The 22,746-nt window shown below is 66.3% G+C and carries 13 protein-coding genes; 10 read left to right on the top strand and 3 right to left on the bottom strand.

Going from position 1 to position 22,746, the window contains the following annotated elements:
• Positions 1–36: 36 nt before the first annotated feature.
• The 8 genes from HHAL_RS10925 (at position 37) to HHAL_RS10890 (ending at position 7,478) form a co-directional block, all read left to right on the top strand.
• Entirely contained in the window at positions 37–855 is an 819-nt protein-coding gene (locus tag HHAL_RS10925; protein ID WP_011814948.1) for a CheR family methyltransferase, read from the top strand.
• A gap of 5 nt (positions 856–860) precedes the next feature.
• Positions 861–1,511, top strand: a complete 651-nt coding sequence (gene cheD / locus HHAL_RS10920; protein WP_011814947.1) for a chemoreceptor glutamine deamidase CheD — start codon at positions 861–863, stop codon at positions 1,509–1,511.
• A 14-nt stretch (positions 1,512–1,525) separates the two neighbouring features.
• Entirely contained in the window at positions 1,526–2,575 is a 1,050-nt protein-coding gene (locus HHAL_RS10915) for a protein-glutamate methylesterase/protein-glutamine glutaminase (protein WP_011814946.1), read from the top strand.
• A gap of 2 nt (positions 2,576–2,577) precedes the next feature.
• Positions 2,578–3,822, top strand: a complete 1,245-nt coding sequence (locus tag HHAL_RS10910; RefSeq protein WP_011814945.1) for a methyl-accepting chemotaxis protein — start codon at positions 2,578–2,580, stop codon at positions 3,820–3,822.
• A gap of 117 nt (positions 3,823–3,939) precedes the next feature.
• Entirely contained in the window at positions 3,940–4,245 is a 306-nt protein-coding gene (locus HHAL_RS10905) for an STAS domain-containing protein (protein ID WP_011814944.1), read from the top strand.
• A gap of 51 nt (positions 4,246–4,296) precedes the next feature.
• Positions 4,297–6,021: an ATP-binding SpoIIE family protein phosphatase gene (locus HHAL_RS10900; protein ID WP_049751668.1), complete on the top strand. Its 1,725-nt coding sequence runs from the start codon at positions 4,297–4,299 to the stop codon at positions 6,019–6,021.
• 14 nt (positions 6,022–6,035) lie between these two features.
• Complete coding sequence (locus HHAL_RS10895; RefSeq protein WP_011814942.1) at positions 6,036–6,782, top strand: TVP38/TMEM64 family protein; 747 nt, start codon at positions 6,036–6,038, stop codon at positions 6,780–6,782.
• Positions 6,783–6,875: 93 nt separating this feature from the next.
• Positions 6,876–7,478 carry a superoxide dismutase gene (locus tag HHAL_RS10890; protein WP_011814941.1) on the top strand — a complete coding sequence of 201 codons (603 nt, stop codon included), beginning with the start codon at positions 6,876–6,878 and terminating at the stop codon, positions 7,476–7,478.
• Between the two features lie 71 nt (positions 7,479–7,549).
• Here the strand turns inward: HHAL_RS10890 and metH are convergent, their stop codons facing one another.
• A complete protein-coding gene (metH, locus tag HHAL_RS10885) occupies positions 7,550–11,236 on the bottom strand; it encodes a methionine synthase (protein WP_011814940.1) in 3,687 nt (1,228 codons plus the stop codon).
• Positions 11,237–11,604: 368 nt separating this feature from the next.
• Here metH and HHAL_RS10880 point away from each other — a divergent pair, with 368 nt between their 5' ends.
• Positions 11,605–12,873, top strand: coding sequence for a bifunctional O-acetylhomoserine aminocarboxypropyltransferase/cysteine synthase (locus HHAL_RS10880; RefSeq protein ID WP_011814939.1), 1,269 nt, complete (start codon positions 11,605–11,607; stop codon positions 12,871–12,873).
• A 99-nt stretch (positions 12,874–12,972) separates the two neighbouring features.
• Here HHAL_RS10880 and ettA read toward each other — a convergent pair whose 3' ends face one another.
• A complete protein-coding gene (ettA, locus tag HHAL_RS10875) occupies positions 12,973–14,643 on the bottom strand; it encodes an energy-dependent translational throttle protein EttA (RefSeq protein WP_011814938.1) in 1,671 nt (556 codons plus the stop codon).
• A gap of 450 nt (positions 14,644–15,093) precedes the next feature.
• Here ettA and HHAL_RS13365 point away from each other — a divergent pair, with 450 nt between their 5' ends.
• The gene (locus HHAL_RS13365) at positions 15,094–17,802 is read left to right on the top strand and encodes a hybrid sensor histidine kinase/response regulator (RefSeq protein ID WP_049751664.1); all 2,709 of its coding nucleotides are present in this window, start codon (positions 15,094–15,096) and stop codon (positions 17,800–17,802) included.
• On the opposite strand, the gene HHAL_RS10865 is transcribed toward HHAL_RS13365, so the two are convergent.
• Complete coding sequence (locus HHAL_RS10865) at positions 17,779–22,710, bottom strand: PAS domain S-box protein (RefSeq protein ID WP_011814936.1); 4,932 nt, start codon at positions 22,708–22,710, stop codon at positions 17,779–17,781. The genes HHAL_RS13365 and HHAL_RS10865 overlap by 24 nt on opposite strands.
• Between the last annotated feature and the right edge of the window lie 36 nt (positions 22,711–22,746).

Genomic DNA, 22,746 nt, shown 5'->3' with positions numbered 1-22,746 from the left:
TGATGCGCAGCGCAGCAATCGGCCAGGAGGGCCACCGTGGGCGGTGAGCGTGAGTTTCGCTTTACCCGCGAGGACTTCGAATGGATTCGCGAGACGGTGGGCCGGGAGACGGGTATCCAGCTCAGCGAGGCGAAGAGCGACATGGTCTACTCGCGCCTCGCGCGCCGGCTGCGCGCCCTCGGCCTGCGCGATTTCGCGGCCTACCGGGAGCACCTCCTGGGGGATCCCCAGCGCCGGGAGATGGCGCACTTCGTCAATGCGCTGACCACCAACCTGACCGCGTTCTTCCGCGAGGCGCACCACTTCGAGCATCTGGCCGAGGTGCTTGCCGCGTCCTCGGGCCGAGTGCGCATCTGGTCGGCCGGCTGCTCCACCGGCGAGGAGGTCTACTCGGCGGCCATCGTCGCCCGAGAGGTCTTCGGCGAGCGCGCAGCGGATCGGGTGCACATCCTCGGTACCGACCTAGACAGCAACGTGCTGGAGCAGTGTGCCCGCGGGGTCTACGACCACAAGCGGGTGGCCGGCCTGAGCCGAGAACGGCTGCGTGCTCACTTCCTGCGCGGCAAGGGCAGCAAGGAGGGTATGGTTCGGGTACGCCCTGAGTTGCAGCGTCTGGTGTCGTTCCATCAGCTCAATCTCCTGCACGACTGGCCGTTTCGCGAACCGTTCGATATCGTTTTTTGCCGCAACGTGATCATCTACTTCAACAAGGACATCCAGCGTCGGCTCTTCGAGCGCATGGTCGGTGTCATGACCCCGCAGGCGTGGCTCTACATCGGCCACTCGGAGACCCTCTGGCGGGTCAGTGAGCGGTTTGAATCCCACGGCCGCACCATCTACCGCAAGGTCGGATGAGTACCATGCAGCTGGGGGCGTTTCGCAACCGCGGCGTTACCGTGCCCGACTGTCTGCCGGGGTTCGGGCACATCAACCGCTACTGGGATCCGGAGCATCAGGTCTTCGCGGCCAAGATCCTGCCCGGAGAGTTCTATGTCACCCGCGGCAATGAGATGATCGTCACCACGCTCGGCTCCTGTGTCTCGGCCTGCGTTCGGGATCGGCGCCTGGGGGTCGGGGGCATGAACCACTTCATGCTGCCTGTCCGCGGAGGCGATCCGAACCACTGGGAGGGCGATCCACTGAGTACCGCGACCCGGTACGGCAATCACGCCATGGAGCAGCTGATCAACCGCGTCCTCGCCCTGGGCGGTCAGCGCCAGGAGCTGGAGGTCAAGCTCTTCGGCGGTGGGCGGGTGCTGGCCGGGGTCACCGATGTGGGGAAACGGAACATCGAGTTTGCCGAAAGCTATGTGCGGACGGAGGGTCTGCGGCTGATCGGTCGAGATCTGGGTGGCCAGTATCCCCGGAAGGTGCAGTACTTCCCCGAGAGCGGACGGGCGCGGTCGAAGAAGCTCCTGCGCACGCGCAACGACACCGTCGTGCGCCGCGAGGAGCACTACCTCCACGAGATCGACGAGCAGCCGGTCTCCGGCGACGTCGACCTGTTTTGAGGACGCAGCGCGGTATGATCCGGGTCCTGATTGTCGACGACTCCGCGCTGATCCGGCGGCTGCTGGCCGAGCTGTTCGCAGCGGAAGAGGGCATCGAGGTTGTGGGGACGGCCCGGGACCCCTACGACGCCCGTGAGAAGATCAAGCAGCTCAATCCCGATGTCCTGACCCTCGACGTCGAGATGCCGCGCATGGACGGCATCACCTTCCTGCGCAATCTGATGCGGCTGCGCCCCATGCCGGTGGTCATGGTCTCTTCGCTGACCGAGGTCGGCGCCGAGGAGACCCTGGAGGCGCTCGCGCTGGGCGCCGTGGACTTCGTCACCAAGCCGAAAGCCGATGTCAGCTATGCGCTGGAGGGGTATCGGGACGAGATCGTGGCCAAGGTGCGCGCCGCGGCGCAGGCGCGGGTCCGGCCCGGCCCCGCACGAAGCGCGGCCGCAGCCCCGCCTCGCCCCCACCAGCGCACCACAGATAAGGTCGTGGCCATCGGCGCCTCCACCGGTGGCACCGTGGCGGTGCAGCGGCTGCTCGAAGTGATGCCGCCCAACGCGCCGGCCACGGTGATCACCCAGCACATGCCGCCGGGGTTCTCGGCGGCCTTCGCCCAGCGGCTCGATCACCTCTGCGCGGTCTCGGTACACGAGGCGCAGGACGGACAGCGGGTGTTGCCCGGGCACGTCTACATCGCGCCCGGCGGGTACCACCTGGAGTTGCACCGGGACGGTAGCAAGTACATTTGCCGGGTCACGGAGGGGGAACTGGTCAACCGCCACCGGCCTTCCGTAGATGTGCTGTTCAACTCGGTGGCCACCTCGGCCCGTGCTAACGCCGTGGGCGTGCTGCTCACCGGCATGGGCAGCGACGGAGCCGTTGGCTTGGGGCGCATGCAGGCAGCGGGAGCGGTTACCATCGCCCAGGATGAGGCGAGCAGTGTCGTATGGGGGATGCCGGGCGCTGCCGTCAAGGCCGGCCACGCGGACCAGGTCCTGCCGCTGGAGCGGATCGCCGAGGCGATCCAGGCGGCGGTGGCGCCGCCCTCCCAACCCACCCAGGAGAGGTGAATATGGTCGAGGTTGCCGAGGATCGCGACGGCGAGTCCATCGTCTACCACCCGAAGACGGCGTGGCTGCGCCACTATGGTGCCCCGTCGGTGTTGACCGCGGTGGCGATGGCGATCGCCTACGCCTGGCCGGCGACAGGACCGCTGGCGGTGGTGCTCGGCGCCAGCGGTTGGGCCGCGGTCGGCTATCTGCGCCGACGCGAGACGGGGTGGAACGAGGCGACGGATACCGTGGAGGATCTGGAAGACGCCCTGCGCGATCTGCTCCACGACATCGACGATAGTCTCAACGCCGAGTTCCGTACGGTGAACAGTGACCTGGAGCAGATCCGCGGGCTCGTCGGCGACGCCGTGCAGTCGCTCAATCAGAGCTTCAACGGCATGGATCAGGCCACGGATGAACAGGAACGCCTGGCTCGGGCGGTGATCGAGCAGACCGGCGGGGATTCGGCCGTGGAACAGTTCGGCATCGCCGAGTTCGTCCACGAGACCGAATCCTTCCTGAACAACTACGTCGAGATGGTCGTCGACATGAGTCGGCGCAGCGTGAAGACCGTCGAGCGCATCGACGATATGGTCCACCAGATGGACCGGATCCACAAGCTGCTCGCCGACCTCAAAGGGATCGCCAGCCAGACTGACCTGCTCGCTCTCAATGCCAGCATCGAGGCGGCCCGCGCCGGTGAGTCCGGCCGCGGTTTCGCGGTGGTGGCCGAGGAGGTCCGCAAGCTCTCCGAGAAGGCCAACCAGTTCAACGAGCAGATCGCTCAGGAGGTCAAGACCATCAGTAACCTGGTGGACGAGGCGCGCACCGAGGTCGGCGAGATGGCCTCCAACGACATGAACGTGACCCTCACCACCAAGGAGCAGATCTCGGGGATGATGAAGAGTCTCCAGGACGTGGATCAGCAGGTGGAGCAGCAGGTCAAGCGCATCTCTGAGGTCAGTGGACAGATCGATCACCACGTGGCCGACGCCGTTCGTGCCCTGCAGTTCGAGGACATTGTGACGCAGTTGGTGGATGGCTCGCGCGCCGGGGTCGAGGGTTTGGATGACTACCTCGATGGCGTGCGCAATGTCCTGCAGGCCATCGCCGAGGAGGACGTCCACGGCAGCCAGTACGCGGCGCGTCTACGCGAGGCCCGCGAGCGGCTGGCGCAGCAGCGTCAGGAGCGCGAGACGGCGCGGGCCAGCCAGCGCAAGGTGGAGCAACACTCCATGGATCACGGCGACGTGGAGCTATTCTGATCGCCGTCGTCGTGGCGCACGCGGGCCTTGGGGCGGGGCGCGTCGGCGGCAGTGGCCTGCCGCCGGTATTCGAGCGTAATCATCGCTCAACAGTCAGTCATACAGGAGCGAGGAACGATGGGCATCGAAACCCAACGCGAGAACGACGGCCAGACCCTGGTGATGTCAATCCAGGGTTTTTTCGACTTCAGTCTGCATAAGGATTTCCGGCAGGCGTACAAGGGGGTGGAGGGTGTCCGTCGCTACGTCATCGACCTGTCCCAGACCGAGTACATGGACAGCTCCGCCCTCGGTATGCTGTTGCTGCTAAGGGAGTCGGCCAGCGATCAGGGCGCCGAGGTTGCCCTGCGTAACTGCTCCCGGGAGGTGCGTAAGATCCTCGAGATCGCCAACTTCCAGCGCCTGTTTACCATCGAGGAGTGACCCCCATGGGCCGCGCGGGCGTTTCGGAGCAGAGCACACGTCGTGGATAGAGTGGCCGACCAATCACTGCCTACCTTCCTGGTCGTCGATGATGAGCCGGTGAACACCATGCTCCTCGAGGCGATCCTCGGGGCGCGGGGCTTTCACGTGATCACGGCGACCAATGGCGAGGAGGCGGTGGCCCGGTTCCGCGAGCAGCCGGTGGACATGATCCTCATGGACATCATGATGCCGCGGATGGACGGCTATCAGGCCACCCGGCAGATCAAGGCCATGGACACCGAGGGGTTCATCCCGGTGCTCTTCGTCACCGCGCTCACCGACGAGCAGCGGCTGGCACAGTGCGTCGAGGCCGGCGGCGACGACTTCGTCACCAAGCCCATCAGCCGGGTCCAGCTCAACGCCAAGATCGACTCCTGGCTGCGCACCCGCGGTCTCTACCACACCGTGGTGGCCCAGCGTGACGTCCTGCGTAGCCACCAGGAGCGGCTCGAGCGGGAGCAGGAGACCGCCGAGCGCATCGTGGCCCGGGCCACGGAGTCCAGCGACCTGCGCGCCCCCGGAGTACGCTTCCATTATCAACCTGCGGCCATTCTCAGCGGCGATATCCTCCTCGCTGCCCGCCGGCCCAACGGCAACCTGTTGATCCTCATCGGAGACTTCACCGGGCACGGGATCGGGGCAGCGGTCGGTGTGCCCGGTCTGGCGGCGGTTTTCTACGATCGGGTGGGGCGCGGCGCCCATCCCGCCGAATTGCTCGACGACGTCAACGAGAAGCTCTTCCGGAGCCTGCCGGCGGACATGTTCCTGACCGGGGCCCTCCTGGAGGTGGATTTCCACGGGCATCGCCTGGGGGTCTGGAACGCCGGGATGCCTCCGGTGTGGCTGATCCGCGACGGCGGCGTGGTGCAGCGTTTCCACTCGGTGGATCTGCCGTTGGGCATCATCCGCGACACGGCTCCGGGGCGGCGTCAGTTGGAGTATATGGCGCTGACGCCGGGGCTGCACGCGTTTGCCTGTTCCGACGGTATCGTCGAGGCCACCGATGCGGATGGTCAGCTCTTCGGCAACGAACGGATCGAGGATGTGCTCTGCAGTGGCGACCCGGTCGCCGCCTTCGAACCGCTGCTGGAAGCGGTCTGCGCCTGGCGCGGCGGCGACGAGCAAGCCGACGATACCACGCTGGTGTCCCTGGATCTGGACCGGTTGCTGCTCGAGGGCGAGGTGCGTGGGTATGGCGCTGCCGCCTCGGAGAACTGGTACAGCGAACTGGTGCTGGACGCGGCAACCTTGGCCCATGTTAATCCGGTGCCGCCGATCATGAATCTGCTCGCCGACCTTGGGGCGCTGGAGGAGGATCGGCAGAGCCTCTACGTGGTGATCTCCGAACTTTTTACCAACGCCCTGGAGCACGGGGTGCTTAAGCTCGACTCCGCGCTCAAGGGGAGCCCGGACGGTTTCGAGGCCTACTACCAGGAGCGTACCCGGGCCCTGGAAGAGTTGCAGGAAGGCGAGATCCGCCTGCGGGTGCAGTGCGACGCCGAGGGGGGCGGTGGCCAGGGCATTATGATCGAGGTGGAAGACTCCGGGGAGGGGTTCGACTTCCAGCCCGTCCTGGAAGGTGGGCGTGGTCGAGACGCGCCCGTCGGCGCCGGGCGGGGTATCCTGCTGGTGCGTTCGCTCTGCGACGAGCTCACCTATTTCCCCCCCGGTAACCGCGTGCGTGTGCGCTACACCCCGGGCGGTCGTCGTCGCCCCTCGCCGGCGGATTCGTAGTAGCATCCGGCGGCATGCGCTTGCGTCTACCTCAACCCCCTGTGCGCTGGTGGCCGGGCTATCGCCCCTTCCTCCTCGGGTTAGTGCTGCTTATCGGGGTCGCGGTGGCGGTGTGGGGGCCCTGGGATGCCGAGGATGTGGCCGCCTGGGGCGAGCAGCTGGTCGAGCGCCCGTGGCTGCTGCTGGTGGTGGTTGCGCTGCAGGCCTTGCTCTTCACGCTGGCCCTGCCGGGGAGCCTCTTCCTGTGGGCCGTGGCCCCGTTTTATCCCCCGTGGATGTCTACGCTGACGCTGGTGGCGGGTAGTACTCTCGGTGCTCTGGGGGCTTATGCCGTGGCGTGGCGGCTCGGCCGCGATGCCGTGCCGGCGGACAGCCGCTGGATCCGAATCCTCCGTGGCAACAGCGACTTCCTCAGCCAGTGCGCCATCCGGGCGTTGCCCGGGTTTCCCCACCCGCCGCTGAACTACGGCGCCGGCTGGTTGGGGCTCCCGCTGAAGACCTTCATCGCCGCCACGGTGGTCGGGCTCGGCATCAAATGGGGGGTCTTCTCGCTGGCCATCTACAGCGCAGTGGAGGCGGCCGCTCGGGGGGGCGAGATCGACACGCGGGCCGTCCTGGTCCTCGTCGGGGTGGCCGGACTGTTCGTCGGCGGGGCCTTCCTAAGGCGACGCCTGAATCGGGGCAGAGCGCGCGCGGGCGATCGTGCATCAGAGAAGGCCACGCCGCCGGGGCGGGATACAACCCAGAATCCACGGGATTGATGCCGCGGCCATGGCCGCCCATGATGAGGGTGTACGCCCTGCGCAGTCGCGCACAGGCGTTACGACCGCGCGCGAAGGAAAGGAGACCGCCTGATGGCCTATCAACTGCCCGATCTGCCCTACGACTACGGCGATCTGGAGCGCTCCATCGACGCCCAGACGATGGAGATCCACCACACTAAGCACCACAACACCTACGTCACCAAGCTCAACGACGCCGTCTCGGGGACCGAGCACGACGGGCAGCGCCTGGAGGATCTGCTTGCGCGTGTCTCGAACCTGCCGGTGGCGATCCGCAACAACGGGGGCGGCCACTGGAATCACGATCTGTTCTGGCGGGTCATGTCGCCGAACGGTGGCGGCAAGCCGTCGGGTGATCTGGCTGCGGCCATCGATTCGGCCTTCGGCTCCTTCGACCAGTTCCGCGAGCAGTTCACGCAGGCCGCCCTGGGGCGGTTCGGCTCCGGCTGGGCGTGGCTGATCAAGACCTCGCGGGGCCTGGAGATCACCGACACCCCCAACCAGGACAATCCGCTGATGGATGTAGCGCCCAAGCAGGGCACGCCGCTGCTCGGTCTGGACGTCTGGGAGCACGCCTACTATCTGCGCTACCAGAACCGGCGGCCCGACTACGTCGAGGCGTGGTGGGACGTGGTCAACTGGGATGAGGTCACGAAGCGCTTCGAGGCCTCGTAACACGCCGGGTATAGAACCCCCCTCGCCCGGCCGCGGCGCCGGGCGAGGGGATTCCTAGCGGTGGGTCCCGCTCAGTCTTCCGGCTCGTAGCCGAGGTTCGGCCCCAGCCAGCGCTCCGCCTCCTTGCGGGACATCCCCTTGCGCTTGGCGTAATCCTCCACCTGATCCTGGAAGATCTTGCCAACGCCGAAGTAGCGCGCCTCCGGGTGGGCGAAGTACCAGCCGGAAACGGCGGCGGTGGGGACCATCGCCCGGGACTCGGTCAGGGTCAGACCGATGTTCTCCTCGACGTTGAGGATCTCCCACAGGCGATCCTTTTCGGTGTGGTCGGGGCAGGCCGGGTAACCCGGCGCCGGGCGGATGCCCTGGTAACGCTCCTTGATCATGTCCTCGTTGGACAGGTTCTCGTCGGCCGCGTAACCCCAGTGGTCCTTGCGCACCTGCTCGTGCAGGCTTTCGGCGAACGCCTCGGCCAGTCGGTCGGCCAGCGCCTTGAGCATGATGGCGCTGTAGTCGTCACCGGCCTCCTCGAAGCGCCGGACGTGCTCGTCGATGCCGACGCCGGCCGTGACCGCAAAGGCGCCCATCCAGTCCAGCACGCCGCTGTCCTTCGGCGCGATGAAGTCGGCCAGCGACTGGTGGGGCTTGCCCTCGCCCTTCTCGGTCTGTTGACGCAGGTGGCAGAGGGTCGCCAGCACCTCGCTGCGCTGCTCGTCGGCGTATACCTCGGTGTCCTCGCCCGTGCTGTTGGCCGGGAAGAGGCCGAAGACCGCCCGGGCGCTCAGCCACTTCTCATCGATGATGCGCCGGAGCATCGCCTGGGCGTCGTCGAAGAGCTTGCGGGCCTCCTCGCCCTGCTTCTCGTCGTCGAGGATCTTCGGGTACTGGCCGCGCATCTGCCAGGCCGCGAAGAACGGCGTCCAGTCGATCCGCTCGACCAGGTCCTCCAGCGGGTAGTCGTCCAGTACCTGGACCCCGGGCTTCTGCGGCTGGATGGGCTGGTGGGCGGACCAGTCGATGGGCGTGGCGTTCTGCTTCGCCTGCTCGAAGGTGACCCACTTGGTCTTCTTCTGCCGGGCCTCGTGCTGCTCGCGCACTTGCTGATACTCGGCGGCCAGCTCTTGCTTGTAGGGCTCAGCCTGGGTCTCGCTGACCAGCTTGGAGGCGACGCCAACGGCGCGCGAGGCGTCCTTGACGTAGATGCTCGGGGCCGAGTAATTCGGCGCGATCTTCACCGCGGTGTGCACCCGCGAGGTGGTCGCACCGCCGATGAGCAGCGGGCAGGTGAAGCCCTGGCGCTCCATCTCCTGGGCGACCCCGATCATCTCGTCGAGGGACGGGGTGATCAGCCCGGAGAGGCCGATGATGTCGGCTTTCACCTCCTTGGCCTTCTGCAGGATGGTCTCCGTGGGGACCATGACGCCGATGTCGTGGACCTCGAAGTTGTTGCACTGCAGGACCACGGCGACGATGTTCTTGCCGATGTCGTGGACGTCGCCCTTGACCGTGGCGATCAGCACCCGGCCGGCGGGCTCGTCGTCGCCGGACTTCTCGGCCTCGATGTAGGGCAGCAGGTGGCTGACGGCCTGCTTCATCACGCGGGCGGACTTCACCACCTGGGGCAGGAACATCTTGCCTTCGCCGAAGAGGTCGCCGACGGTGTTCATGCCGTCCATCAGCGGCCCTTCGATCACCTGGATCGGGCGGTCGTGCTTCTGCCGCGCCTCCTCGACGTCGACATCGATGTAGTCGGTGATGCCCTTGATCAGGGCATGCTCAAGGCGCTTCTCCACCGGCTCCTCGCGCCAGGCGAGATCCTCTTCCTTCTTCTTGCCACCCTGACCCTTGTAGCGCTCCGCCAGCTCCAGCAGGCGGTCGGTGGCGTCTTCGTGGCGGTTGAGGATGACGTCCTCGCAGAGCTCGCGCAGCTCCTTGTCGATCTCGTCGTAGACCTCGATCTGGCCGGCGTTGACGATGGCCATGTCCAGCCCCGCCTTGATGGCGTGGTAGAGGAAGACCGAGTGCATGGCCTCGCGGACCGGCTCGTTGCCGCGGAACGAGAAGGAGAGGTTGGACAGGCCGCCGGAGACCTTAGCGTGGGGCAGGTTCTCCTTGACCCAGCGGGTCGCCTCGATGAAGTCGACGGCGTAGTTGTTGTGCTCCTCGATGCCGGTAGCGACGGCGAAGATGTTCAGGTCGAAGACGATGTCGGCGGGCTCGAAGCCGTCGTTGACCAGCGCGTTGTACGCCCGCTCGGCGATCTCCAGGCGCCGCTCGTAGGTATCGGCCTGCCCCTTCTCGTCGAAGCACATGACCACTGCGGCGGCGCCGTAGCGCTTGAGCTTGCGCGCCTGCTGCAGGAACGCCTCCTCACCCTCCTTGAGGGAGATGGAGTTGACCAGGCCCTTGCCCTGGATGCGCTTGAGCCCCTCCTCGATGATGTCCCACTTCGAGGAGTCGATCATGATCGGTACCCGGGAGATGTCCGGCTCGGAGCCGACCAGGTTGAGGAAGTCGATCATCGCATCCTTGGAGTCGAGCATGCCCTCGTCCATGTTGATGTCGATGATCTGGGCGCCGTTCTCCACCTGCTCCTTGGCCACCTCAAGGGCGGTCTCGTAGTCGCCCTCCTTGATCAGGCGGCGGAAGCGGGCCGAGCCGGTGACGTTGGCGCGCTCGCCGATGTTCACGAACAGCGAGTCCTTGCCGATGTTGCACGGCTCCAGGCCCGAGAGGCGCGTCACATCTGGCGCCAGATCCGGCACCTGGCGCGGCGCGAAGTCCTTGACCTGCTCGCGGATGGCGGCGATGTGCGCCGGCGAGGTGCCGCAGCAGCCGCCGATGATGTTGATCAGCCCCTCTTCGGCGAAGGTGCGCACGATCTTGGCCATCTCCTCGGGGCTCTGGTCGTACTCGCCGAACTCGTTGGGCAGGCCCGCGTTGGGGTGGGTCGAGATGTGCGTATCGGCAATCTTGGACAGTTCCTGCAGGTGCGGGCGCAGGTCCTCGGCGCCGAGGGCGCAGTTCAGGCCGATGGAGATCGGCCGCGCGTGGCGGACCGAGTTCCAGAAGGCCGCCGCCGTCTGGCCCGACAGGGTCCGGCCGGAGGCATCGGTGATGGTGCCGGAGATCATGACCGGCAGGCGCCGACCCGATTCCTCAAAGACCTCCTCGAGGGCGTAGATGGCCGCCTTGGCGTTGAGCGTGTCGAAGACCGTCTCGATCAGGATCAGATCAGCGCCGCCTTCGAGGAGGCCCCGGGCCTGCTGCGCGTAAGCTTCGAACAGCTGGTCGAAGGTGATGTCGCGGTGGCCGGGATTGTTGACGTCCGGCGAGATGGAGGCCGTCTTGCCGGTTGGCCCCATGGTGCCGGCGACGAAGCGGGGGATGCCGGTCTCCTGCTCGACCTCGTCGCAGACGGCGCGGGCGAGCTTCGCCGCCTCGATGTTCAGCTCATCGACCAGGTGTTCGGTCCCGTAATCGGCCTGGGAGAGAACCTGGGAGTTGAACGTGTTGGTCTCGACAATGTCTACGCCAGCGTCCAGGTTCTGCCGCGTGATATCGCGAATGATGTCGGGCCGGGTCAGGACGAGCAGGTCGTTGTTGCCCTTGAGCTCCGAGGGGTGATCGCTGAAGCGCTCGCCGCGGAAGTCGGCCTCCTCAAGCGGGTACTTCTGGATCTCGGTGCCCATCCCGCAGTCGAGGATCAGGATGCGTTGGGCAAGCTGGTCGCGAATCTGTTGGCTACGATCGGTCATGGTCTATCGGTTCGCTCTGTGGCTCACGGGTTCGTCAGGCGCCCGCGCGCTATGCCGCCGCAAGGCTGCAGCCCGGTTACGGCTTGCGAGGGGAAACGAAGAGAAGGGCGCGCACCTGCGCGGCCCGGCGCGGGGATGGGTGCCTGGTTGGATAATCGTTATCACGCCAGTATCTCAACCGAAGCCGCGAAATTCAATGTTGCCCCCGGCGGCTCAGCCCGGATCTGCGTCGCAGGCATAAGCTTAGCGCCGCCGGTTGCTTGATTCCCCGCAATGGCGATGCCACTTTTGGATCAGAGTGCGCGCGCCTTCGGGCCGGAGCCGGTCCGGGCGCCCGATCCGGAATCTCGCAAAAGGAGTCATCCGCGTTGAAACTCGAGACCCAGGCCGTCCACGCCGGCTACAGCCCCGATCCGACCACCCGAGCGGTGGCAGTGCCCATCTATCAGACCACCTCCTACGCCTTCGATGACACGCAGCACGGGGCGGATCTCTTCGACCTCAAGGTCGAGGGCAATATCTATACACGGATCATGAACCCCACCAACGCCGTGCTCGAGCAGCGCGTGGCGGCTATGGAGGGGGGCATCGGTGGGCTGGCGGTGGCCTCCGGCATGGCGGCGATCACCTACGCCATCCAGGCGATCACCCGCGCCGGCGACAACATCGTCTCCACCTCGCGGCTCTACGGCGGCACCTACAACCTCTTCGCCCACTCGCTGCCCATCCACGGCATCGAGGTTCGCTTCGCCGCCCAAGACGACTACGAGCGCCTCGAGGCGCAGATCGACGAGCGCACCAAGGCGCTCTTCTGCGAGAGTGTCGGCAACCCCTCTGGTGAGGTGGTGGACGTCGAGCGGCTGGCCGAGATCGCCCACCGACACGGCATCCCGCTGATGGTCGACAACACCGTGCCCACGCCCTATCTGTGGCGCCCCATCGACAACGGCGCGGACATCGTCATCCACTCGCTGACCAAGTACATGGGTGGGCACGGCACCACGGTGGGCGGGGTGATCGTCGACTCCGGGAAGTTCCCCTGGGCCGACCACGGAGACCGCTTCCCGATGATGGTCGAGCCGGACCCCTCCTACCATGGGGTGGTTTACACCGAGGATATGGGCGAGGCGGCCTACATCACCCGCTGCCGGGTGGTGCCGTTGCGCAACATGGGGGCCGCGCTGTCGCCGTTCAACGCCTTCCAGCTGCTGCAGGGGATCGAGACCCTGCCGGTGCGTATGGACCGCCACTGCGACAACGCCCAGCGGGTTGCCGAGTACCTGCAGGCCCATCCGCGGGTAAGCTGGGTGAAGTTCGCCGGCCTCGAGGACAGCCCCTACAAGCCCCTGGCTGATCGCTACATGGGCGGCCGGGCGGCCAGCATCCTGAGTTTCGGGGTGCAGGGCGGCTTCGAGGCGGGGGCACGCTTCATCGATGCCCTGCAGCTGATCACCCGGCTGGTGAACATCGGTGATGCCAAGTCCCTGGCTTGCCACCCGGCCAGCACCACGCACCGCCAGCTCAACGATGAGGAGCTGGAGAGCGCAGGGGTATCGCGGGATCTGGTGCGCCTGTCCATCGGCCTGGAGCACGTCGACGACATCCTGGCGGATATCGACCAGGCCTTGCAGGCGTAACGTCTGTAGGGCTTCAGGGGCTGGTGTCTAGCCGAGCCCCTGTGCCTGAGCCGCTGGCGGCGGCGCGCAGCCGCCGCCAGCGAGGCAGCGTGTTGCGCCTCAGCCCGTGCCGAGCCGCTTGTACTTGATGCGGTGGGGCTGGGCCGCCTCGTCGCCGAGGCGCTTCTTCCGGTCGGCCTCGTAATCCTGGTAGTTACCCTCGATAAAGGCAGTTCGGCTCTCGCCCTCGAAGGCCAGGATGTGGGTGGCGATCCGGTCCAGGAACCAGCGATCGTGGGAGATGACCAGGGCACACCCGGGGAAGGTGAGCAGGGCGTCTTCGAGGGCACGCAGGGTTTCCACGTCCAGGTCGTTGGTCGGCTCGTCGAGCAGCAGGGTGTTGCCGCCGCTCTGCAGGAGCTTGGCCAGGTGAACGCGGTTGCGCTCGCCGCCGGAGAGGTCGCCGACGCGCTTCTGCTGCTCGGAGCCCCGGAAGTTGAATTTGCCCACGTAGGCCCGGGACGGGGTCTCGTAGTTGCCCACCCGGATGTAGTCGTGGCCGCCGGAGATCTCCTGCCAGACGGTGTTCTCCGGGTTGAGGGCATCGCGGCTCTGGTCCACGTAGGCCAGTTCCACAGTCTCGCCGACGTCGATGGTGCCGGCGTCGGGCTGCTCCTCGCCGGTGATCATGCGGAACAGCGTGGTCTTACCGGCGCCGTTGGGACCGACCAGGCCGACGATGGCGCCGGGCGGGATGATGAAGCTGAGGTCCTCATAGAGCAGCTCGCCGCGAAAGGCTTTTTGCACTCCGTCGGCAATCACTACCTTGTCGCCCAGGCGCGGCCCCGGCGGGATGTAGAGCTGCTGCGTCTCGTTGCGCTTCTGGAACTCCTGGGACTGCAGCTCCTCGAACTGCTTGATGCGGGCCTTGTTCTTGGCCTGCCGGCCCTTGGGGTTCTGCTGGACCCACTCACGCTCCTGCTGGATCGCCTTGCGCTGGGCCTGCTCCTCGCGGGCCTCCTGCTGCAGTCGCTTCTCCTTGTACTCCAGCCACGCAGAGTAGTTGCCCTGGAAGGGGATGCCCTCGCCGCGGTCGAGCTCGAGGATCCACCCGGCCACGTTGTCCAGGAAGTAGCGGTCGTGGGTCACGGCCACCACGGTGCCTGGGAACTCGTGGAGGAAACGCTCCAGCCACGCCACGCTCTCGGCGTCGAGGTGGTTGGTGGGCTCATCGAGCAGGAGCATGTCCGGCGCCGAGAGCAGGAGCTTGCACAGCGCCACGCGGCGCCGCTCGCCACCGGAGAGGTTGGCTACGGCGGCGTCCCACGGGGGCAGGCGCAGGGCGTCGGCGGCCTGCTCCAGCTTGCGGTCCAGATCCCAGGCGCCGGCCGCCTCGATCTGATCCTGAAGCTTGGATTGCTCGGCGATCAGGGCGTCGAAGTCGGCCTCCGGGTCGGCGAACTGCGCCGAGACCTCATTGAAGCGGTCCACCAGCGCCTTGGTCTCGGCCACGCCTTCCTCGACGTTGCCGCGCACGTCCTTGTCGTCGTCGAGCCGCGGCTCCTGGGGCAGGTAACCGATCTTGATGCCCGGCTGCGGCCGCGCCTCGCCGTCGATCTCCTGGTCCTCGCCGGCCATGATGCGCAGCAGGCTGGACTTGCCCGCCCCGTTGAGGCCGAGGACGCCGATCTTGGCGCCCGGGAAAAAGGACAGCGAGATGTCTTTGAGGATCTGTCGCTTGGGGGGTACCACCTTGGATACCCGGTTCATGGTAAAGACGTACTGGGCCATATCTCCGCCGCGTTAACGAACAGGGGTGGATGAGCCGTAGGGTTACGGTCGCGATGCCCCGATTCTACCGCGTGCGGGGCGGGTGGGCATCCGTTGGCCGTTGCATGGGTTCGCGCGCCCGGCATGGCCGGAGATGGTTTCGGGAAGTTGCCCTACCGTACCAGGGGTTAATGGCGTACGGTGAACTTTCATCCAGCTACTCGTTCCGCAACGCGTGAAAGGCTCGCAGGGAGTCCCGACATGTAGAGCGGATCTGGAAGTGCGCGAGTGAATAACCACGCATCGCATCCCTCCGGGCGTCTGAGTCGCCGATGGCTGCGGGGTCGGCCACACCAGAGAGTCCGCCATCATCTGCAGTGGCCGGTCATCCCGGCGGGGCGTTGGCTCGGTCGCGCTGCGGTCCTGCTTGGCGGTGTGCTGTTCGTTGTGTCGGCGCACGCCGAGCGAAGCGTGACGCTGGGCATCCTCTCCTTCGAGTCTCGGGAGGTGGCCGAGGAGCGCTGGCAACCGCTGGTCGAGTACCTGGACGGTGAAATCGACGACGTCCAGATCGAGGGCGCCATCGCTGGTTACGCAGAGCTGGACGGACTCCTGGAGAACGAGCAACTCGACTTCCTGCTCACCAACCCGATGCACTACGTGCGACTGCGCGACCAGTACGCCTTGTCCGGTGCGCTGGCGACGCTGGTCCCCGAGCGACAGGGCGAGCGGTTACGCAGTTTCGGCGGCGTGGCCTTCACCCGGGCCGAGCACCCTGAGGTGTCGGGGTGGGGCGATGTGCCCGACCACACCGTAGCGGCCGTGCACGAGGACTCCCTGGGCGGGTACCAGGCCCAGGCCATGGAGTTGAAGCGGCGTGATCTCTCCATGCCGACGGGGGACGCAATCCACTTCACCGGTATGCCCCACCGCCAGGTCGTCGATCGCGTCATGGGTGGAGAAGCCGATATCGGCTTTGTCCGGATTAGCGTTCTGGAGCGCCTCTGGGAGGAAGGCGAACTGGCGCGGGACGCGGTGCGCATCATCGGTGAGCAGGCGTATGCCGGCTTCCCCTTCGTGGCTTCAACCGCGTTGTACCCCGAGTGGCCCCTCGTTCACCTGGAAGAGGCGGAGGGTCAGCAAAGCAGCATAGGCCGGGAGATGACCACGGCTCTGCTTCGACTCGGGCCCGACCATCCTGCGTCCCGGGCTGCCGGAATCGCCGGCTTCTCGGTGCCCATGGATTACGAGCCGGTGGAGGAACTGGCGCGCGCGCTGCGCCTGCCGCCCTACGATGCGCCTCGGGCCCTGAGCCGGGACGAGCTATGGGATCTCTACCGCACCCCCCTGGTTGCCGTCAGTACAGCACTGCTGGTCTTTGCGGCCATGGCGTTCGGGCTGATGGTCACCAACCGCCGGCTCAAACGGGCTCGGCAGCAGGCCGAGCAGGCCACGCGCGCCAAGAGTGAATTCCTGGCCAACATGAGCCACGAGATCCGCACACCCATGAACGCCGTGGTGGGCCTGAGCCAGCTGCTGCTCGATACCGAACTGAACGAGCGCCAGCTCGATTACCTGAAAAAGATCCAGCGCTCGTCGCGGATGCTGCTCGGCATCATCAACGACATCCTCGACTTCTCCAGAATCGAGTCGGGGCAGCTGGAACTCGACACAGGCCCCTTCGATCTCGGCGAAGTGATCGACCACCTCGCTACCCTCTTCTCTGAAGCGGCTCGGGAGAAAGAGATCGAGCTGATCTACGCCATTCAGCCCGAGCTGCCGCGCATGCTCGTGGGGGATTCGCTGCGCATCACCCAGGTCCTGACCAACCTGCTTAGCAATGCGATCAAGTTCACGCCCCGCGGGGGCACTGTGGAATTGGAAGTCCGTGAGGAGGCGGGTGCCGGCAGTGCCGCCGCGAACATCCGCTTCCAGGTCCGCGATAGCGGCATCGGTATGGATGCTGAGCAGCTGGAACGGGTCTTTCAGCCGTTCGTGCAGGCCGACGCCTCGACGACCCGCCGGTATGGCGGTACGGGTCTGGGACTGGGCATCGGACGACGGCTGGTGGAGCGGATGGGGGGGGATCTGGAGGTGACGTCGCAGCCTGGGCAGGGCAGCACCTTCTTCTTCACCCTGCAACTCCCCATAGGCGAGGTGCAGGGCAGCGCCCCTGCGTATCCCGCGACCCGCAGCCGGCGCGGGCCGCTGGACGTTTGCCACCTGGAGACGCACGAAGCGCACAGCGGTGAGGTGGCCATTGGACAGGCGCGCGCCGAACCGGGCGAGAAGGCCGCCGACTGCCCCAAACCATCGCCGTCCCGGGTGCCTGATCTGACGGGCTTTTCGATCCTTCTGGTGGAGGATGACGCGGTCAACCAGGAAGTGGCCACGCAGTTTCTGGAGAAGACCGGGGCACGGGTCCGAGTGGCGGAAAACGGGATGGCAGCCCTGGATGCTGTCGATGACGCGGAGCCCGATCTCATCCTGATGGATCTACAGATGCCGCTGATGGATGGCTTCGAGGCTTCGCGTCGGCTGCTGGAGACTGGGTGCTCCCGAACGATCATCGCGCTATCGGCGGCGGTGCTGGATGAGGATCGTCGCCGCGCCGAGGCAGCCGGGATGCGCGGGCTGATCGCCAAACCGATGGAGCAGGAGGTGCTCTACGCCACGCTAATGGCCGAGTTGAAGCCTGCGGCAGGGGCGATACGGCGGCCAGCACAGACCCAGGGGGCAGCGGCCGAGCCGCAGCAGACCCACACCGACGCTGCCGCGCCAGCGACCCTGCCCGCTGAGCTCCCGGGGTTTGATCGTGCGCGCGGGCTCGAGATCGTTGGCGGAGATCAGTCGACCTACGCCCGGTTATTGCAGTTGTTCAAGAGCCAGTTACCGGACTATCACGCATCGCTCATCGAGCCGCTGCGTACCGACTCCGTCCCTGATCGGCAGGGGCTGCATCGGATCGCCCATACCCTCAAGGGCAGTGCCGCAAGTGTATGCGCGGTGGAGCTTGGTGAACGGGCTAGCCAGGTTGAAGCCGCCTTGAAGCACGACGAGGCAGTCAGCGAGACGCAGATCGATGCGTTGGAACAGGCGCTCAAGGAGGCGGAGCAGGTCCTCCGGGAGCGGATGGCACCTCCGCCCGGTGGACCGCTACCGTTCGATGAGCGCCTCTAGCAGCTGCAGCGCCCCATCGAAGTCCATGGCCTCGAGCCGGGTCTCGAGCTCGTCGCAGTCCAGGCCCTGGCTGCGCAGGTAGGCGAGCGCCGCATCCGAGGTTTCGGTCTCGATCCATTCGCTGGCGGCCAGCTTGGCTCGCAGTTCGTCCACGGCGGTCGGCGAGCCGGGCGAGGGCGCCGCTGCTGCCGCGGGGAGCAGCGGCTCCAGGGCTTGCTCGGCCTCCTGCAGGGCCTCCTCCAGGGCATCGATGAGGCGGTGATCGACCCCGGCGCCGGTGCCCAGCGTCTCCTCGATCCGGGCGGCCAGCTCCTGGAGTCGCACGGCGGCGGCGTTGCCAGCAGCGCCCTTCAGGGTATGGGCGTCCCGGAGGGCTGTTCCCCGGTCGTCACGGCGCAGGTGCCCGACCAGCGCCGTGTGCTCGTCGCGGATCCGCCGCCGGAAACCGCGCAGGATTCGTCTGTAGACCGCCCCGTCACCGCCGAAGAGCCGCAGGCCCCGCGCGGGGTCGAAGCCGGGGAGGTGGTTGGGTATCCCTCCGCCGGGCGGGGTTTCCTCCGCGTGGTCAGGATCGTCCGTGGCCTGCGGCGAGGGCGACAGGTGATCCGCGAGCCTGGCGTAGAGCTGCTCGCGATCGATGGGCTTGGCGATGTGGGCGCCCATCCCCGCCGCGCGCGCGCGTTGTTGGTCGCCTTCGGTAACGGCTGCGGACAGGGCGAGGACGGGACCACCGTAGCCCGCCTCCCGGAGCCGCCGTGTCGCCTCGAAGCCATCCAGTACCGGCATCTGCAGGTCCATCAGGATCAAGTCCGGCGGTGCTTCATGGGCGGCCTCGAGGGCCTCGGCGCCGTTGTTCACCACCTGCACCTGCGCCCCGGTCTTCTCCAGCAGCAGCGAAGCCACCTCCTGGTTGGTTTCGTTGTCCTCGGCGATAAGGATCCGGTACCCGGCGAGGTTGGGGGTGTGCCCCATCGACTCCGGCCCCATGTTGGCGGCACGATCGCCTCGCTCCGCGCGCAGCAGGGCCTGGTAGAGGACGTTGGCGGTGATCGGTTTGGACAGGAGTTCGCGGGTCAAGCCCTCGGGGAGGTCGATCTGGCTCGGGTCGTAGGCGCTGACCATGAGCACCGGGGGGCGAGTCTGCGCCAGGTCGCCCGACTGACGGCACGCCTCCAGCGCACGGCAGGTCTCGCTCCCGCTCATGCCGCCGGGCATCATCCAGTCCATGAGGATGAAATCAAAGGGGTCGTCCCGACGCTCGGAGGCGATCACCTTCTCGATCGCCTCTTCGCCGTTCGTGGCCTCTTCTACCTCAAAGTGGCAGTGAAGGAGCATCTCGCGGAGGGTTTCGCGTGTCGGCTCGTGGTCATCCACAATTAGGACGTGGCGGCCTTCCGTTTTCGGGCAGTGGAGCGTGGCGGGGGCTTGCGGAGTGCCAAGCGGCAGGGTGAGCTCGAAGGCGAAGGTGCTGCCTTGACCCGGCTTGGAGGTGGCCTCCAGAGCCCCGCCCATCCGCTCCACCAGGCGCCGGCTGATGACCAGCCCCAGACCCGAACCGCCGTAACGCCGAGTGGTCGAGGTGTCGGCCTGGGTAAAGGCCCGGAACAAGCGGCCGAGCTGCTCCTCGCTCATGCCGATGCCGGTATCCCGCACGAAGAAGCGCAGGGTAACCGAGTCCGCTTTCGGGGGCTCCACCAGCTGGATGCCCATTTCGACCTCGCCGCCCTCGGGCGTGAACTTGGTTGCGTTACTGAGCAGGTTGGTCAGCACCTGGGTGATGCGAAGCGAATCGCCGACGAGAACACACGGGATTTGGGGCGGCAGGCTGTAGACGAGTTCGAGCTGCTTCCTGTGACCCACCTCGCCGAAGAGGGCAGCGAGATGGTCGACGACCTCATGGAGATCGAAGGTATGGGTATCCAGCTCCAGCTGTCCCGACTCGATCTTCGAAAAGTCGAGGATGTCATTGATGATGCCGAGCAGCATCCGCGAGGAGCTGAGCACCTTGTTTAAGTGGTCCTGCTGGCGCTTGTCCAGGGAGGTTTCCAGGAGGAGTTGGCTCAGGCCGATCACCGCGTTCAACGGGGTGCGGATCTCGTGGCTCATGTTGGCGAGGAACTCGCTCTTTGCACGGCTCGCTTGTTCCGCCTGCTCCTGGGCTTGCTTGATCTCGGTGAGATCGTCGTAGACCGCCACGACTTCGCCCGAGGAGAGGCGGAAGATGTAGTTCTCGCGCCAGCCGCTGATGCGCTCGTCGTGGTAATCGGTCACCGGCAGGTGCTCGGGGTGGCCGGTGCCTGCTACCCGCTGGAGGGCGCCCAGGAGGCCCATCTCCACGACGCCGGGGAAGAGTTCGGTCAGCTTGCCCCCGATGACCGCCTCCCTGGAGACCTGATTGATGCGTTCGGAGGCCGGGTTGAACTCCAAGAACTCGAAATCCCGTCCGCCGTCCACGGGTCGATAGACGGCCACACCGCTGCTGGTCTTCTGAAAGATCCCCTCGAAACGCTCCTTGGTCGCTTGTAGCGCGGCCTCGGCGGCCTTCGTTTCCGTGATGTCCTGGATGATGGACCAGATCACCTCGCGGCCTTCTGGCGTGGTGGTCCGGAAGCCGTGGAGCAGGACGGGGTAGCGGTGGCCGTCCTTGTGGATGTACTCCTTCTCGAAGGGGCCGTAGCGCCCGGTGCGCCGCATCGACTCGAGCTGCTCCTGCTCCTGCGGCATGTAGCTTTCTGGCGTGACATCCCAGTAGCTGAGCCTGCCGAATTCCTCGCGGGTGTAGCCGGCGGGCTCGTTGATGGCGTCGTTGAACTCCAGGAATTCGCCGGTCTGAAAGTCGTTCATGGCAATGCCGACCGGGGAGAGCTCGAAGAGGCCCCGGAATTTCGCCTCCTCGGCGATCAGCCGGCGCCGGTTCGTCTCCTGCTCAGTGATGTCGCGATTGACCCCGACAACGCGCACCGCCTGGTCGGTCTCGTCCCGGATGATCTGAGCCTGGCCCTGGAGGATGCGCTCCGCACCGTCGATCGGCCGCCGGATGGAGATGGTGGTCTCGAACGTGCTGCTGTATGCCACTGCCTGTTCAAAGGCAGCCTGCGCGCGTTCACGCGACTCCGGCATCAGGGTGCGGGTCCAGTCTTGGAAGGTGCCCCCGAACGCCTCCGAGGACACGCCGTAGAGGCGGAACATGCCCTCGTCCCAGTCCAGTTGGTCGCTGGTCAGATCGTAGTCCCAGATCCCCAGCCCGGCGGACTCCGTGGCTAACGCCAGGCGTTCGCGGCTGCGCGTCAGCTGTTCAAGAGTTTGTTGCTCCTCGGTGCGGTCGAGGATGTAGCCCCGGAGCAGACGCAGCTGGCCGTCTTCGTTGTATTCCGGAGACGTATAGTCGTAGCACCAGCGGTAGCCCCCGGAGCGGTGGCGTACGCGGTAGAGCTGTTCGAAATGGGCTGCTCCGTCGGCGAGTTGAGCACGGATTTCCCGGTCCACCCGTTGGGTATCCTCGGGGTGGAGCAGGTCAGCGAATCGGAAGCCGGGTGCCTTGAGCTCCTCCGCGGTGTAGCCGAGGACCTGCTCAACATTGGCCGATGCGTAATGCACCGGCCAGCCCGGTTCCGGCCGCCAGGAGAGGGCGACCACCGGTCCGCCGTTGAGGAAAGCCAGTGCCTCGGTACGGTTCTGCTCCTCCTTGGAGACCTCCTGGAAGAGCAGGATGGTTGTCCCATCGGTGGCGGCGCGCTTGATTCGCACATCGACGAGCACCGGCTCTCCCTCCGGTGCTTGAAAGAGGTCGCGTGTCTCGTAGGCCTCGCCGGAACGCAGAGCGCCGATCAGCTCGCACGAGTCGGCGGAGATGGGGGGCCCGCTGTAGGGGCAACGTAAAGGTGGGGCGGATGCTAAATCCCCCGGGCACCCAGAACCGGGTGTGCAGCCCAAAAGCGTGAAAACGGAGCGGCCAATCAGCGCCTCGCTGGAGGTGTTCAGGATCGAGAGCGCGCGCCGACTGGTGCGGGAGATGTGCCCATCGGCGCCGACGACCAGGAGCCCGCCCGGTACTTCTTCCGTGATCGACTCCAGGGCGCGGTTGCTCTCCTGCAGTTCCCGGTTCAGCTGGGCCAGCTCGTCCTGCTGCTCCTGGAGCAAAGCGAACCACTGATTGAAGTAGAGGTTGACCAGTTCCTTCTGGCCGATGACGCCGGTGAGCCGGCCGGCATCATCAACGACAACCACGCGCTTAATTCTGCGCTGGCGGCAGAAGCTTAAGGCTTCGGCGATGCTCGCCTGCTCATGGAGCGTCTCGACCGGTGACGACATGCACGCCTCGAGCGTGCAGCCGAGGTCGGTGCCCGCCGCCAGCAGCTTGATGATGTCCTTCTGGGTGAGGATGCCGACGGGGCGCTCGTCATCGACCACCACCGCAGCCTCCTGGTCCTGCTCGCGCATCGCCGCCATTGCCCCGCGCAGGGTGGCGTCGGGATTCAGCAGCGGCGCCTGGGTCCACCGGAAGAGTTCGCCGATGCTCTGGGTTTGCGCCAGCATATTCGGATCCAACCCCGACGCCAGATCCGTATAGCTCAGGATCCCGCTTAGTTCCCCGCGGTCATCGACCAGGCAGATGTGCTCACCGCGATTGCGGATGGCCCGCAGCCCGTCGACCACCGAGGCGTCCGGGCTCAGGGTGGTTGCCCGGGGCAGGTCGAGTCTGCCGAGGGGGGTCTCCAGGTCCGCGCCCAGATGGTCCAGGCGCAGTAGCATGGTGGATAGGAAGAGGCGGAAGCCGTCGCGCGTGCGGACGACCACATCCCGGATGTTGTGGTCCTGCATGGTCCGCACAGCCTCGCCGACGGAAGCCGAGGCAGGCAGGGTGACCACATGCTCGGTGGCGAGGGCTCTGAGTGGCGGGGCGTACATAGTGCCTTCCTGATCCTTGAGTGGGGCCGAATCTTG

Origin of the sequence: Halorhodospira halophila SL1, assembly GCF_000015585.1 — a bacterium.
Taxonomy (GTDB): Bacteria; Pseudomonadota; Gammaproteobacteria; order Nitrococcales; family Halorhodospiraceae; genus Halorhodospira; species Halorhodospira halophila.
This window is presented reverse-complemented; position numbering and strand designations above follow the sequence as displayed.

What these genes read in the sequence shown, in the direction of transcription:
- HHAL_RS10865 (WP_011814936.1), bottom strand. Translation starts at nt 22,710, where the DNA reads ATGTACGCCCCGCCACTCAGAGCCCTCGCCACCGAGCATGTGGTCACC.
- HHAL_RS10890 (WP_011814941.1), top strand. Translation starts at nt 6,876, where the DNA reads ATGGCCTATCAACTGCCCGATCTGCCCTACGACTACGGCGATCTGGAG.
- metH (WP_011814940.1), bottom strand. Translation starts at nt 11,236, where the DNA reads ATGACCGATCGTAGCCAACAGATTCGCGACCAGCTTGCCCAACGCATC.
- HHAL_RS10910 (WP_011814945.1), top strand. Translation starts at nt 2,578, where the DNA reads ATGGTCGAGGTTGCCGAGGATCGCGACGGCGAGTCCATCGTCTACCAC.
- ettA (WP_011814938.1), bottom strand. Translation starts at nt 14,643, where the DNA reads ATGGCCCAGTACGTCTTTACCATGAACCGGGTATCCAAGGTGGTACCC.
- HHAL_RS10915 (WP_011814946.1), top strand. Translation starts at nt 1,526, where the DNA reads ATGATCCGGGTCCTGATTGTCGACGACTCCGCGCTGATCCGGCGGCTG.
- HHAL_RS10905 (WP_011814944.1), top strand. Translation starts at nt 3,940, where the DNA reads ATGGGCATCGAAACCCAACGCGAGAACGACGGCCAGACCCTGGTGATG.
- HHAL_RS10895 (WP_011814942.1), top strand. Translation starts at nt 6,036, where the DNA reads ATGCGCTTGCGTCTACCTCAACCCCCTGTGCGCTGGTGGCCGGGCTAT.
- cheD (WP_011814947.1), top strand. Translation starts at nt 861, where the DNA reads ATGCAGCTGGGGGCGTTTCGCAACCGCGGCGTTACCGTGCCCGACTGT.